The sequence below is a fragment of the Paenibacillus sp. FSL H8-0548 genome (genome assembly GCF_038630985.1).
Taxonomy (GTDB): Bacteria; Bacillota; Bacilli; order Paenibacillales; family Paenibacillaceae; genus Pristimantibacillus.
In genome coordinates this window covers 6,770,023-6,786,908 of sequence record NZ_CP152049.1, presented here as the reverse complement: position 1 = coordinate 6,786,908, position 16,886 = coordinate 6,770,023, and the positions used below count along the sequence as shown (strand labels likewise).

General features: G+C 49.5%; 2 protein-coding genes. Both read left to right on the top strand.

Going from position 1 to position 16,886, the window contains the following annotated elements:
• Positions 1-111 precede the first annotated feature (111 nt).
• The gene (locus MHI37_RS28665; protein WP_076336272.1) at positions 112-7,779 is read left to right on the top strand and encodes an S-layer homology domain-containing protein; all 7,668 of its coding nucleotides are present in this window, start codon (positions 112-114) and stop codon (positions 7,777-7,779) included.
• A gap of 117 nt (positions 7,780-7,896) precedes the next feature.
• Positions 7,897-16,878, top strand: coding sequence for a chitobiase/beta-hexosaminidase C-terminal domain-containing protein (locus tag MHI37_RS28660; protein ID WP_076336271.1), 8,982 nt, complete (start codon positions 7,897-7,899; stop codon positions 16,876-16,878).
• The last annotated feature ends 8 nt before the right edge of the window (positions 16,879-16,886 follow it).

Below are 16,886 nucleotides of genomic sequence, written 5' to 3'. Positions count from 1 at the left end.
AGACCAAGTACCGGCCGTGCGTTTAGCACGGCTGGTTCTCGGCCTGCTTCTCTGTTGGCGAATTGGAATAATGCGAGTACTAGATTTGGTCAGACGACAGGAGGCATTTAGGTGAGAGTAGCTAGAAAAAGCGGCATATTCATGCTCGCCTTGTTATTATTTATAGCTTCAAACTATTTAGGCATGGAAGCTGTTGCGGCTGCAGTAAGCAGTCCCAACACAACAGTGCTTCAGAACGATTTCATTAAAATTACGGTAGATAACAATACTGGTCGCTTCGGGATTCGTACGGTAGAGGGACAGCCGGTGCGCAAGAAGGATCAAAACGTCGACATGCTCTTCCGCGGCGATGATCCAGAAACCTCGTTTACGACGTTCAAAATTGACGGCACGGATTATATTTTCGGTAATCCTTATAAATTCGCTGCCAATTTCTTCTCGGAGACGACAACGCCGAAGATTATTCAAAATATTAACGGTACAAAGCAAATCGAAACAACTTGGAAAATCAAGGGTGTCGAGATTAAACAAATTTTGATGCTTTATATGGACAGTGCCGACAAACAAAATGCCGGTAACGTCAACATTCGTTATGAGGTAGTTAACAAAAGCGGTGCGGAAGTCGCACTCGGCAGCCGGATTTTGCTAGATACGATGGTGGGCGGCAATGACGGTCCACAGTTTCAGATCGGAACGGCATACAAATCGCCACTGTTAGTAGAGAGAAAGCTTGTGCATGATCCTGAGAAGCTCGGTATTCCAGAGGAAGATCAAGCTTATTATAAAATACCAGCCTATTGGGTGATGAGGGACAAGCTGGAGCTTGATAACCCATTGGCAACCAATGTAATGGCTTACGGTTTTAACAATATTGCGGAAGCCAATATCAACATCGTTGATGAAATGACGGTCGCACATTGGAACAACCTGGCGAATACAAAGTGGGATTACACTCCGAATCCGAATCTAGATTTCACAAGAGATACGAATGACTACGGAACGGCCGATTCGGCGTTAGCTTTCTATTGGAATCCGAAGAAGCTGGCGAAGCAAGCAACGCAAACCTTCGAAACAATATATGGACTGGGTGAAATCGTAGCGCCGGATAAGGTATTCTCGATTCGCTACATGGACCCTGTGCAGCAGCTTGCTACACTGCCTGATGGAAGCAATTATGTCGATGAAGGTGTTTTTGAAATAACAGCTGAGATTGAGAATTTGGCGATGTATAACATGGAGCATACTCAGATTGAAGCTTCGATGACGCTGCAAAGTGGACTGAGTTTTGTGCAACTCGATAAATTCGGGAAAATTATGCGGGATGAAAACAACAATATTAAAACGGAAGCTTCACGGAAATTTGTGAAAGAGCCTATGAAAAAGACGCCTACGCCGGAAGAATCGGATGAAGGTATAGAGCCTAAATATCAACCAGGTGATACAGAGACGGTTACTTTTGTTGTACAGGCAAAAGGCAGACCATGGCCAACTACGAGAGAGTATATGCTGAACGTAAAAAGCCCGGAAACTCAGCTAGCTCTCGAAGAAAAAACAGGTGTAGTCATTGAAAAAGATGAAACCGGAAAAGAGAAGGAAGAAAATGTAGATCAGGACCTCCGGGCACAATATGAGTCTACTAAGAAAAACTTCATCTTGCTGCCCCCAATTGGCGAAGCGGTGCCGACTTATGTCTATGCAATCTCGCCTTCCGAGCTGTACAGCACGGATGTGAAGTACATGACTGTAAACCTCTCTAATATTGAGGCTTACAATACGGGTAATGAGACCATCGCTCCGAATTTTGATATTTATTTAAAAGAAAAAGTTACGGGTAATCGCTACAAGGTGGATACAAAAAACTCGGTCATTTTGCAGCCGGGAGCCGATGGATTCTCCGGGGATATGCGTATTACGTACCGGGGCGGCGACCTTGTAGATGATAAGGGCAATGTAATAGTAGCGGATTTGGGACCTGAGCTGCCGCTCGGCGAATATCAGGTTCAAATTGATTTTAAAGGTGATACAGGCGGCGATGAGGAAATTGCGGCGATGTACGACATTACGACAAATCAAATCTTCCTTGTAACGGATAATGAAGAAACACGTATCAGGGAAGCGAATATTTTGGCGATTTTTAAGCAAGAGGTGGATTTGAGCTTCGTAACGCCTAACGTAAGCGGGGCTTTGTTGGATTCTATCAATGAAGCTTTTCCGGGAGAACCTTTTAAATCTGGAACGGATCTTTATACGGCAGTAACGAAGTATAAAGAAGCGAAAACGATTGTGGGCATGGCGAGTAAAGCAAGCGACCCTGAGTTTGATTTGGGAGAATATTTGGACCCGGAATCATTGAAGGAAGTAGCAGCTTACCAGTATCAGCTTTTTGAATCAGAGGAAGCACTCGAAGAGTTTTTCGGTGAAGAGGATGGACCCGAGCAGCTGGTTGTCATTCGGGGTATGATCAAGCAGGTCGGTACGGGTGATGAGCAGCAGATTGTTGTTGATACGAAGACGGAGCCGGCAATCATTAACGAAGCAGTCGCTTATACAGGCAAAAACATCGTTTTGGTTCCAGGGAAGCTGGAACTTGGTTTGTTCACTAAGGAGTCGAATAACAACAGTGTTAAGGATATTCCATTTTTCGATACGCTTATCGTTAAGGGCGACGGTATTTTGAGCGTAGCGAACAGCGGATTTGTTTTTCATCAAGGGGAATGGACTTTAGATTTCTATAACGGATTCAATAAGTCGCTGGGCGAAGGCTACTTTGTCAATGACGAGGAATTGCCGGACAGCGAAGATAATGAAGAGGATGATAGCGAAAACGGATCGCTCGACTGGGCAGTTGGCGGACTAGGAGATGCGATTAACCCGCTTCGCAGGCTGATGATTGAGACGGTTTACTTCAACAAGCATAGCTTGTTTGCGGCACCGAGCTTCTCTATTGATGGCTTTGGGCTCTCCTTCAACGATTTTATTTTGAGACAGGGCGGCATTTCGTTCGGCGGCTCCATTTCGTTGAAAATAATCGAAGCTGAGATGCGTAACGTTGTATTTAATGATAAAGGCTTCGTGGGGATTGATGCCGCGCTGAAGTTCAACCTGGATCAAGATCTTGGTTTATTCGGAGCATCCAAGGATGACAAGGGTGATGATGAATCCAGCACTGCGAGTGGAAGAATCAATATCGTGCATTTTGTTCAGCCGGTGGAGGATGTTGAAAACCAATATGGCTTGCAATTCAAGGCCGACCTGAAGGATATGGTCGAGGTTGAGATTGAGCTGTCCTTGAAGAAGGTAGCGGATGGTCGGATATTGCCTGATGTCATCGCTTTTGGCACAAGCTTGCCTGACCCCGGTGTACTTATTACCGGCGCGACTTATTTGACAAAAATTAGAGGAGCGGTGCGCGAGCTAGCCGATACGATTGCCGGCGGCTCTAAGAAGGACCCGTTCCCGCTCGTCGTGCAGGCAGGCGTTAGCTTGAAGTTTGGCATCGCGCCAGCTTATTTCTTTGGTGATATCGACCTGACCGTGAAGCGGACAGGAATCAAAGTTGAAGGAAAGATGGATTACTCTCCAAATCCTAAACCGAAGGATGACGACCTCATTCCAATGCTGACCAGAGCAATGATTGAAGCACAATGGGTCACGCCATGGTTTGTAAGGATGGAAGCCGAGGTTGATATTGGCGGTTGGGAAGTTATTATCGGCAAAGTAGGTATATTTGTCGGCCAAAACCTGGAGAAGAACCGCATTGATTTCGAAGGTTTTATCGGAGCGAGGGTTCAAATTCCAAGCAGCGTGCCAGTCGTTGGCGGCATGCCGCTGGCAAGCGTGTTCCTGGGTGTGAATAATGACAAACTGTGGGGGAGCGTAGGCATTCTGTTCATTTCGATCGGCATTACCTACTATTGGGGCGGTGGTGTTGAATTCGGAACCTCCGGCGAAAATCTGCCAGAGGGCTTCATCCATATGATCATCGAGGACCCAGAGAAAGGTCCGCGCTTGATGGTTATTGGACAAGGCATACAGACGCTTGCTACTTCATGGCTGGATACAGAGAAGGATACACAGGGAATTACGTATCGCAAAGTATCGGATGGCGTAAGTGTATTGGATACCGGCTCCATGGGTATCGGCATTGGCGGCATCGCTGTCAAAAACAGCGGCAGAGTGCATGAAATCCCGTTAAGCGGCGTATCTGGAAATGCCATGATCGAGATGGAATACACATCCAAGGATATCCCAAGTTTTACGCTTAAGGATTCCAAGGGCAAGCTCTATCCGGTTATCTTCGATAACACGAATACGAACCCGAACGCCAATGCGTTCATTCAGCATATTACGGCTGATCAATCCGTGGATGGCGTAGATTCAAGAAAAGCATACATCATTATTCCACAGGACCGCGCAGCAGCAGGCGGCACATGGACGTTAACCTCTGTATCTGCGGTAGAGAGCAGATTGCTCAATATTCCAACGACGCCTGAGCTGACGGATATCAGCTTGAAGAAGAACACTGCAGACGCGAACTCTTTTACGGCAGCGTGGAATGCTTCTAACGCGCATGCAGGAGATACGATCAGCTTGTACTTGACAGAGGATGCTGTGGCTGATGCGAAATCCGTTTCGCCGGGCTCGGATCAGGTTTTAGAGCCAGGAGAGCCGGGGCTTCTCATTGCGAAGGATATTCCGGTGGACCAAAATGGCAGTAAAACAGGAAATACTACGAGCGGCAGCATGACGCTTGACGTCACGAAAGTATCGATGCTTGGCGATGTCGAGGATATTCGTGGCTTATTGCAGCAAGGCAATTACTATTTGCGGGCGGAGCTGAAATCAGAGGGTGCCTACGGTACAAAAACATCCGCTGAGCGCTTTGAAATTATTGATCCGCTTGCACCGCAGCAGGTTGGCGATGTCATCATCAAGCCAGCCGGCAATGGACTATTCGCCTTGTCCTTTAAGCCGGCGAAGAAAAAGGCAGGGCATGAGAGCTTCGAGCACAGCTACGCGATAGAAGCGCTGAGAGAGCGCGGCGGAGCACTTGAATCTTATCCGGAATTTGGCGAGATTTTGTTTACCGAAGCCGAGCTTGCCCCTTATTGGAATGAGAAGTCAGGCAGCTATGAAGGGATTCTCGTTGGGGGCTGGGCGGCGACATCCACATCGGATGAAGTGAATAAGGAAAGTCTCGCAGGACTGGTTAACACAGAGATTCCAGTGACCTACACAGGGCTTGAGGTTGGCAAGGATTATGTCATTTCCGTAGCGGCAGTGACGAAGCCTACGAAAAATGCAGATAAAAATGAAAACTATCATTTTGCCGGCAATGTGAACAGCGCGCTGAAGTTTCTTCCGGTGCCTGTGAAACCGAAGCTTACTGCGAGCTCGACAGCCGGAGGATTAGATACGTCGAAGGTTTATCTGGAGCTGCTCACCAATGAGGTAGAGCAAAGCATTAATCTTACGGCGAATCAAAGCGATGTTGAGATCGAGGCCTTCTATGCCGATCAATCGATTGGCAAGGCAAGCATGAAAAATAATGGTTCGGTCAGCAGCGGCACCTTGTCCTTCGATCAGTTTAAGACGGATGGCCCGTATGCGATTGAGCTGGTGGCAACGAATAAGGTCACGCAGGATGTATCGGTGACCATGCTTTATTTGACCGTAGATACGTTAGCGCCTGTGCTCTATATTGATGAGCCAATCACTGGAGCAAGAACAGGCGGCGGACTCATTCAAGTAGCAGGAACGACTACGAAAGAAACGCTTTTAACCGTTAATGGCACAAAGCTTGAGGTTGCGGATGACGGGACGTTTAGCGGTATGGTGCCTGTCAAAGGCAGCGAGGCAACCGCTCCACTCCACTTTGTTGCCAAGGACAAAGCGGGCAATGAAAATACGGCAACCGTAGTTGTCACCAACTCTTCATTCCAAGTGCCAGCTGCATTAGTGCTGAAACCGATTGGCGATATCAAGCCAGGCGACAGCACAGCAATTAAAGCGGTGCTCAAATATGCAGACGGGAAGGACGGAGCGGGCAAGCCGAAGTTTACGGAAAAAGATATTCCGCCAGCTGATCTAGGCCGTCTGAGCTTCACTGTAAGTATGGGGGATTCGGTTAATGTAACGGAGACGGGTCTTGTCACTGGTCTTGCTGTTGGCGCTAGTCTCATAGAAGCGGAGTATCACCTATCGGATGATGTTTCACTGACTGCGATGGCAGCGGCGACAGTAGAATTACCGGAGCAGACCAGCTTAAGAACGATTTCGGCTGCCTTATCTCCTATTGGCGGAGATACCGCGAAAACATTGGCAACGATTGGGTCCGCGGGAGACATGACGGGGCAGCAAATGGTCTATAAGGTGTATCCACAAGGCAGTGCAATCGTGCTTCCAGCCTTTGGGGAAGATATTAGCGACTGGTCGCATTTCCCGCAAAATGGACAAATTACGGCAAAATCCGGGGAAATGATCGTAATTGCAGCTAGAACATCATCGACAAAGAAAGTTATGGCTGTTTCTGCTAAATTAGCAGCAAACATTTGGTCACCAGGCGGCGGTGGTGGAATAGGCGGTATAGTGTTGCCTGGAGAAGTGCCTCAAGAAGGACAAACCGAAATGATGATTAACGGCAAAACCGTTGAATTAGAGCGGGAGCAAGGCGGCGTATCCATCGACCTTACGCAGGCAGAGGTTCAAGCAGCCGGTGATGGAAACATCACGATTACATCTACGGATCGTACGATTGCGAGCTATACCATCCGCATGGATGCGTCTACCGCTCAAAAGGCAGTAAGTGCGAAAAAAAGCATCAGTATCAGCTTGCCAATGGGACAGCTAGTCCTTACTCCAGACATGCTGATTGACTTGAAGGAGGACTTCGTACTAACCATTAGTACGAACGGTGAAGCGGGACGAAGCGCTTCGGGCAGTCTGGCCAAACAAGTGGGCGCAGTCTTGCTCGGTGATGGTCAAGGTGTGACCATCTCGGCTAACCTTCCGGCAAGCAGCTGGAGCAGCTACTTGCCGATACAAGTTGCGATTCCAGAAGCTATTCAAGCGAAGGAAATAACGGCAGTCGTGCTGCAAAGCGCGGACGGAAGCTGGACGACCGTACCTTGGAAGCTTGGCGGAACGACAGCAGCGCCGTCGCTAGACATCCAATTGACAGGTGAAGGAAAGCTGATCTTCCTTAGCAATACGAAAGCGTTCGGCGATGTTCGAGACGGCTATTGGGGCCAGAAGGATATAAACGAAGCTGCCTCCAAGCTGTTCGTGCTCGGCAAGGGCAATGGACGCTTTGAGCCGGAGAGCACGGTTACGAGAGCGGAATATCCGACGATATTGCTTCGGGTAGCGGGACTCATGAACCTTACAGCTCAGGAGAGCTTTAAGGATGTGAAGAGCGGCGCTTGGTATGAGCGAAGCGTGTCGATTGCAGCCAAGCTTGGCATTGTCAACGGCCTCGCGGACGGCAGCTTTGCTCCGGCGGCTGCGCTGAATCGAATGGAAGCCATGGCGATGGTAGGCAGGCTGCTGACATCGCTTGGACGAGGCGGAGATATAAGCGCTGAAGAGGCAGATCAAATCCTGCAAGCGTTCAATGATAAGGATTCCATTCCCGAATGGGCCAAATTGTCGGTGGCATTGACGATTAAACATGGCATTATCCTCGGAGACAATAATAATGTGAATCCGGACAAGTCGCTGACTAGAGCGCAGGCGGCTGCAATTGCGACAAGACTCGACCAATTTATTACCAATCGTTAATAGCTGGTGCTGCCCACATAAGTCGCATAGACCTATGTGGGCACATTTGCGCCAGCCTCCGGTCGATAATGCCCGGAGCTGTGGAGGGTTCAGATACTAATTAGAGGCGGTGTGGAAATGGTATTGAAGCAAAAACTGATCTTCCGGATTGTCATTGCTCTACTCGGCGCAGCGATAGCCGTATTTGCCGGCGTATCGATTCTGACCGCAAGCTCGGATCATTGGACAGAGCATGCAGAGGTGGATTGGTACGATGAGGATTACAACACCTTCACGATTGATACCGTAGAGAAGCTTGCGGGAATCGCGAAGCTGGTGAATGACGGAGCTAAGGCAGACGGAAAGCTTATCGATGGCTTTAGAGGGAAAATATTGACGGTTACAGGCAATCTTAATCTGGCTGGATATACCTGGGTGCCGATCGGAACGGATGAGAACCCATTCAGAGGCACGCTCGTAGCGGAAAGTGCTAATATTTTTGCAATTGAAGGCATGAGTGTGGATACGAGCAGCGTATATGCTGGTCTTGTCGGTTATATGGATGGCGCTACCGTGGGTGGTTTTCATTTCTTAAACGGCCAAATGAACATCAATTCGGTTACGCAGTCTACTTACTCTGGAGCAGCTGTAGGTAAAATGGTGAACAACAGTACGGTCTACAACATTACGAACGCCATTCCTATCTATTTAAGCGCTGAGGGACAGCATGCTTACGCTGGAGGAATCGTAGGCGAAGGCGAAGGCTCGATTTCTAATTCTACGAATCTCAATTCAGTAGAGGCGTCAGGTGCCTATGCTTACGCTGGCGGTATTACGGGCAGTGCGTCTAACAATGGTCTTATTATTAAAAAAACCACGAATGAAGGAGCGATCAGTGCAGGAAACACTGACGCTTATGAAGTTTATGCTGGAGGTATTGCTGGACATGCTTCCGGGGCCTTGCTGATGGAGGATCAAGCTACACCAATCCATAATACAGCAGCTGTAACAGCTGCCTTTGGTGATGTCAGCTTTGCAGGGGGAATTGTCGGCAAGGCTGAAGCGGAAATCAGCTTCTCCAATGCGACAGTGAACAGCGGAGCAGTTAAGGTTGATTCTAAAGATGCTAGAGGTGCTTATGCTGGCGGTCTGATAGGGGCTATAACCGCGCAGCAAAGCAGCATCGTATTCGATGTTGCTTTCGAGAACAGCGCGCCCGTCCTTAATGAGGGCGGCACTAATGTTTACACAGGCGGCATTGCAGGATATGTCAACAGCTCACTTACCTGGAACAAGAGCTTCACGAATGTGGCGGCTATTACGGCAAGTGGAGCTGCGAATGTTTATACCGGCGGTTTAATCGGCAACATATCGGGCGCTCTTCGTTTTAATAACGCAGCTCACAATACGGCAGAGGTCATAGTATCCGGTGAGCCGAATGAGGCTTATACCGGCGGGCTTGTTGGCTTCGCCAGCAATCGCGTAATGCTTGCGAGTGCAGTCGAAGACAGCTATTCGAATAACGGGAAAATAACCGTTCATGGCGGAAGCGGCGTATATACGGGAGGAATTATTTCCAATCGGGCGTATGCGAAAGTTTCCGGAGAGCCAAGCAGCAACGTGCTAAGCTTAGCGAATATTGAGGTTAATGGACAAGCAGCGCTTTATACAGGCGGTTTTGTCGGAATGGTCGCGGAAGGAAGCGATAGAACGTTAACAGATGCTTCGTTTGCGCAGGAGTTGAAGGTAACGGCGGCATCGTCAAGCACCGAACAAGTTGTGCGAACCGGTGGAATTATCGGGTATTTGGTTAATGGTGCAATAAGCAATAGCGCCTTCCAAGGGAAACTGGACGTTACAGGCGGCGACGAAGTCTATACGGGAGGAATCGTCGGTTCAGTTCATGGCGGAAGCTTGACGGAGGTCTATGCAGGAAATGGACTAAGCAGCTTTGCACAGGTTTCATCGGATGGCATCGCTGGCGGCATCGCGGGCGAGCTGAAGGGTACGATTGACGGTGCTACCGTGAGAATGGCCGCACTTAAAGTGAAAACAGCCGGCAGTACGGCTGGCGGGGTAGCCGGCAAAGCACAGGGAGTGATCACTGGAGCGATCGTAGGTTTTGTTGACGAGCAGATGGAAGATAACGTCGTCATCGAGGCTGCTGCCAGTAACGTAACGGTTGGCGGTATCGTGGGAATGAACACGGGTCTCTTGTCCGTCGTGAAAAGCAGCGCGGCTCAAATCGGTTTGATCAGCGAGGCAGGCAGAAGCAACTACACACTCGGAGCGGTAGCTGGCTTATTGACAGCAGAAGCAGCTGTTGGCGAGCACGATAATCCAGTTGTGGTTGAACATATGCAGCTCAACATTCAAGCGGAGAACAGCAATGCCGGCGGAGCGATCGGTGTGAATCATTCGCCTAACGTGAGCGTGAAGGTAGACAACGCCAAAATCGTTGTGCCAGCGAGCTCCGTCAATGCAGGAGCGATCATCGGCGTGAACTATGCGGCTATTGATCCGCTGGCAAGCATTCTGTGGGCGAGTGACATCGAACTGGCTGCTCAGGGCAATGAGGTGCATTTGGGTGGTTTGTATGGTGAAAATGCGGGTTATGTTCCTCTTGGGCGGTCAGTGAATATAACGATCACGGCAAATGGGACAGCCAATGAGCTTGGTGGAATTGCAGGAAGAAACACGGGAGCTTTAATTGACAATGGAGTAATAAACCTCGTTGTTCATGCTAACGGAGCAAATGCAGCCGCCGGTGGTATCGCAGGACATTCGATAGGAGATGAGAACGGCGGGGCAGCCGTCATTTCCTATGGATCGGTTCATGCAGAAGGCGAACCAATGATTACGGCTTCGGGTGCTAACAGCCATATCGGAGGAATCGTCGGGCTTGCAAGCCATTCGAAGATCGTGAATGCAACGGTGGGCTCCGAGGTGCCGCAGTATGCGATGCTTTCTATTAAAGCGAGCGGAGTTGCAGCGGGAGGAATCGCGGGCCGAATCGAGCTTGGCGAAATTAAAGGCGATGCGGTACAAACGAATATAGAAAATTTAGTTGTATCTACGACAGCTGCTGCGGTTAATGGCTATTTTGGCGGTATCGCAGGCTTCTCGAAAGATACGCTGCTGGATAGTCTTGTAGCGAGCAAAATCAATTTAACGATTAATGGTGATCACGCGGTTGCAGGCGGCGTTGCCGGCTATAACCGAAGCACGGATACAGCAATCATTTCAAATGTTTATGCGGAAGATATGAATTTAAAAGTGAATGCGACAGCAGCAGCTTCGATAGCAGGCGGCTTTGTTGGGCTAAATGACGCACGCGCCACTGATGCTGACATGGATCCAGCGACAGCGGCAAGCACGATACAAAAAAGCCGCTTTGTTGGCGTCGTCAGCATCACGGCTCCAGCCACTGTAACCGGCGGCTGGGTGGGCGAGAATCGCAGCCTCATTGCGAACAACAGCATCGCTGACAAAATTCCGGTAAACTTCAAAGCGAATAACGGAGTTGTAGGCGGATTAGTAGGCTTGAACCATGCAAGCGGAACTTTATATTATACGTATTCCAATGCCAATCTTAAAATAGAAGGTGAAAATGCGTTGGTCGGCGGTTTGGTCGGCGAGAACGCAGGAAGTATTCTAGCCTCTTACGTGGATACGGAGGTTTCCTCTCTTGCGCACGGAACCGCAGTGCGCTCTCTTGCTCTAGGCGGCTTGGTTGGCCGTAATACAGGTGAGATTGCGAAGTCCTACAGCGTAGCCAATGTCACGGCAAACGGAGCTTATAGCTATGCAGGCGGCCTTGTCGGGGAGCACGCTGCGGGATATATAACCGATTCCTATACAGCCAGGGATGTAAAGGCGGTTAATGCCAATTCTTTCGCAGGGGGCTTTATTGGACGCATTACCGGAGGCAAGGTTTCGACAAGCTATTCTGCTGTGAAGGTAACAGCATCGAATGGCGCTTTTGCGGGCGGCTTTGCAGGACGATATGACAATGCAAGCAAAGAATTGCTTTATAAATCCTTCTACGTGAAGGATGAGGATCACAATATTAATAAGGATCTGCCGGATTTTGCTGATGGCAACCATCGTTTCTTGAACGTGCATGCAAGGCTGAGCACGATATTGGAAGCAACGCTTCGCGATCGGGCGGTATTCCCGGCGCTGTCAGGCTGGGACTTCAATGAATCCTGGAAATACGGCTCAATCAATGCCAGCTACAAATATCCGGAGCTGAATCGCAGCGCGAACAATGACGGCGGCGGCAGCAACGATGTTAATGCGAATATTCGCTGGTATATGCTGGATAAAGATGCTGTTTATTTCGATATCGGAACGGAAGCGGAGCTGGCAGGACTTGCGGCTATCGTCAACGGAACCATTCCAGGACTAGAGAAGTTTGATTTTGCGGACAGAACGATTCGTTTATTAAATCCGATCCATATTCAATCCAAGCAATGGACTCCTATCGGTAAGGATGAGGACCATGCCTTTGAGGGGACACTCGAGGGTGGAAATCACTTGATCGATGGACTTACAGTCGCTTCCTCTCAGGATTATGCGGGATTGCTCGGGGTTATTGGTACAAATGGAAAAGCTGAGAACGTAACTATGGAGCCTTCCGGCGTTGCGGGCACCAGATATACAGGTGCTCTCGCTGGACTTAATAAAGGCAGTGTGTCGAACATCAATATAACGCTTCTGGATCATGCGAGCGTAACAGGCGGCATTGTAGGCGGTGTGATTGGTAGCAATACTGGTGCTTTCACTGGCTTGACGGTTGCGCTTAAGGATGCAAGCTTTATTGAAGGAACAGGAGCGCAGCCTATTGCTGGCGGTATAATCGGAGACAACGCTGCGCCGTATGAAGCACAGCTGCTGGATCTGCAAGGAGGAACCATCAGCAGCTCGGAAAATGATGCTATTGTGGGCGGCATGATTGGAAGACAGACAGGAAATGTCGGCAAGCAGGAGCTGTCCATTAAAGCGGAATCACGTATTTTTGTGACGGGTGAACGCAGCATTGTGGGCGGTGTTATCGGAAATCATGTATCGGGCATTGCTGAGCATATCACATTAAACATATCGGATGGAAAGCTCGAAGCGACAGGCAAGCAGTCGATTTTGGGTGGTGTGATCGGACGCTCTGATGCGGGCAGCCAGCTTCGTCAATTGAAGGTTATTGGCAGTGGCGAGGGTCCTCATCTCACAGGCCTCAGCACGGTGGGCGGCGTCATTGGTACGAAGACAGGCAGCGGAAGCAGCAGCTTCGATATCGAGGATGCAGTCATTGAGAAGGTTCGAATAAAAATAACAGCGAATTCCGAAGCCGTTGTAGTTGGCGGAATTGCTGGCAAGCTGACGGATACTGCTATGGCTCGCCCAAGCTTCCGCGCGGTTATTGAAGCGGCGGGAGAGAGCGTGACAGCTGGGGGCATTGCTGGTCTTGCGCAAAATGCAATCCTTTATAAGGCGGAAGTCATTTCAGACTTTACGATTACGGCAAGCTCAGGGGAAAGCGCGATTGGCGGGGTAGCTGGCATTTTAGCGTCCTCGGATCGTGATCGGCCGTTTGACTTTGGCAGCTTAATTCCTTTCTATTATGGGATCTATGATGCCAAGGTTCAGGGTGGCAAGCCTATGGCAGTTGAGGGTGAGCACGGCGCTGATTTGTTTGTAGGCGGTATCGCCGGCAAGAACAGCACAGCTTCCATCTATCAATCGAAGGTCATCTCGGATATCGCTGTGCATGGCGGCAAAAGTGTTGCGATTGGCGGTTTAACGGGCTTTAATGATGGGATCATCGTAAGCTCGGAAGCACAAAGCAGCATTCAAGCTAAAGCGGGCAGCATCTATTCGATCGGCGGTGTTGCAGGAGTCTCTGCCGGCGGTGAAATTCATTATACAAAGGCTGTAGCTCCAAATGGTGAAAAAATTATGCTAGGCACTGCGGTTACACAGCAGAACGTTGTGCCATCGGCGCATGTAGGCGGGTTTGTAGGGATGGCGGATTATACCCGCATTACAAATTCCACAACAAACGTATCGATTGTTGTTCTTTGCACGAACCCGGACAATACCATTTATGCTGGCGGCTTTGCTGGACTTTTGGGTGATTCCGACACACGTGAGGCGCTTATTCAGTGGGCTTATGCGAAAGGAAACGTGGATGTTAAGGGCTGGACAGGAGCTTACGCTGGCGGCTTTGCCGGTTCAGTGGATCATTATCTCATTACAGATGCCTATGCAGCAGGCAGCGTTCAGGGCTCTGGCTTTGATACCCGGAGCGGCGGCTTTGCGGCTGCTGTAGAGAGAAACGCGACGATCAGCAACGCGTATGCCGTTGCTCCTAGCATACAGACTACAGGAACGAACGGTGCGACAAGATCCTATACAGGCGGCTTCGCTGGTTACAATGATGGAACGATCAAGCAAGCCTATGCTGACGTTGCCGACATTACTGTCCATGCAAGTGGAGCGAATGTTCATACAGGTGCATTTATCGGCTATAACTTCAGAGACGGCAAGGTGGAGCAGTCGTCCTACAAAGGCGCACTAGCTGCAATTGGCCGCAATCTGGGGGAAGCTGTACTCCAGCAGAATGATCTGACAGCCGGGCTTGGACTTGGCGATTGGGATTTTGAGGTGGACACGACGTTCCTCAGCGAGAAATCGACAGGCGAAGCTGTCATTAGAACGGTGAAGCAGCTGCAAGGCTTCGTTCTGCTTTATAATGACACGGGCCTAGATTACTATCGTTTATACAACAGAGCTGCATTAGAGAAGCTTTATATTTCAAAAATAACGCTCGCAGCAGACCTTGATCTTGGCGGCAAGCAATGGACGCCGATCACCCGCTTTGGCATTGAGCTGGATGGTCAAGGCCATACGATCAAGGGCTTGATGCTCACAGCAGGAAATGCAGCCGCAATCGGCTTCATTGTGGAGAATAAAGGCTTTATTCATGATCTAGCGATCGAAGGCGCGATAGTTGAGGGCGGCGATCATACAGGGATTGTCGCAGGGATCAATCGCAGCGGCGGTACGATTCAGAACGTTTCCGTAAGTGGAGCTGTTCGCGGCAAAGCTAATGTTGGCGGAGCGGCAGGCGTGAACGAAGGCAGCATCAACAAAACAATTATGAGCGGAAATATCAGCAGCTTAGCTTCTGAACCTAAGACCGCCCTTGGCGGTATCGCTGGTCAAAACAAGACAGGCGCAGTCATAACAGAAGCCTTCTCGCTTGCTGACATCCATACCGCTTCAGCTCAATCGGCAGCGGGCGGCATAGCAGGCATTCAACAGGGCCTGATCGACAATGCCTATAATTCAGGCCGTATTGTCTCGGAAGGAACGGAGAAAGCTTGGGCAGGCGGCATAGCCGGCCATGCGGAAGCAGGCACAATCAGCCATTCCTTGAATACAGGTGAAATCACGGCTTCTGTAGATAGCAAGCTGAGTAAAGGGGAAACCTTCTTTGGCGGTATCGCTGGACAGAAGGAGAATGGCGCATTACTCTCCCAGAATGTGTTTAATATGCAAATGCTGAAATTAAATGCAGCTTATCATGATGGAGCGGGCAATCGTTCTACAGGACAAACAGCAGAAGCTGCAGGCTTATTGGCTCAGGAGCTTGTGAAGGGCGTACTGCCGAAACAGCTTGACTCGTCGATATGGCAGGCTGTACAGGGCTTCTACCCACGGCTTCAGGCATTTGGCGGTTCGGATACAGCTGTGCTTGGAACGGCAGCAGTCATTCTAGTTGAGCGCGATTCGATCAACCGCATCAAGTCAGCCTTTGAATTGACAACGGATGAAGCGGTGCAGTGGACGGTGAAATCAGGTGAAGCAGCTATCAGTACAGTCTCAGGCAAGCTGAAGGGCAATCTGCTCAAGGCAGGGAACGTCGAATTGACTTTGACCGTCAATGGAAAGCAGCGCTCTATTGTACTGAATGCGCCAGCAGTTCCATTTGCTGAAACGACGCTTGCTCCAAAGGTTGTTTCAGGTGAAACAAGCTTTATGGATAAGGTATCGGTCGAGCTGGCTACGGACGAGCCTGGCGGCGTTATTTATTTCACGCTTGACGGGACTGAGCCTGATGAGTATTCAAGTTTATACACAAGTCCAATTGAGCTGAAAGCTACGACAACGATAAAGGCATTCGCAGCAGTAAATGAAAAAGAGAACAGTGCGATTCTATCAGGCGTATGGACGAAGCAGATCATTTCAGGCGGTGGAGGAGGGTTTGTGCCTCCGGCTGCTACGGAGCCGGCAATTCAAGCCGTCATTGGCAAGCAGGCAATCGATGCAGGTGCGGGAGCTCCAGTTGCAGTAGCGCGCAACAGCAAGCTCGTCTTGTCTGCGCCAGAGGGTCAAATCATTTATTATACGACCGATGGATCTGCTCCAACAACAAACAGTCTTCAATATATAGGTCCAATTCTCATTACTGGCAATATGACCATTAAAGCGATGACCAATAAAAATGATGAAGTAGTCACCATTGCTTATACGGTAGCAAATGCAAATTATGAGCTGAAGAGCAATGCCAGTCAAACTCCATATATTTCAGGCTATACGAACGGTTTATTTCAGCCAAACGCAGCGCTGACTCGGTATGAGCTAATCAAATCGCTCTCGCTGCTGCTCGATATGGAGCAAGTGAGCGTAGGCAGTTTGTTTAGCGACGTAAGCGAGGGAGAAGAAGGGTTGGTTTCCTTCTTTACTTCAGCAGGGATCGTGGAAGGCTATCCGAATGGAACCTTTAGAAGCGATCGTGGCCTTACAAGAGCCGAGTTCGTTGTCATTATGTCGAGAGTGCTGAAGCTTTCTGTAGCACAGCCAGGAGTGGCGTCGCTCTCCGATGTGAAGGGACATTGGTCAGAGAAATATGTTAATGCCTTTACCTCAGCAGGTTATGTACAAGGATTCCCTAACGGAACGTTCCGGCCAAATGATGAAATTTCAAGAGCGCAGGCGGTAGTTCTTATTAATCGGGTCATCGGAGCGCAAAAGCAAGGACAGATAGCTGTTTCATATGAAGATTTGCCAGCATCGCACTGGGCATATGAAGAAATTATGTCAGCTGTTATTAAGTAGGGGAAGAG

Bases quoted from the DNA above. Each gene is read 5' to 3' on its own strand.
- MHI37_RS28660 (WP_076336271.1), top strand. From the start codon at position 7,897: ATGGTATTGAAGCAAAAACTGATCTTCCGGATTGTCATTGCTCTACTC.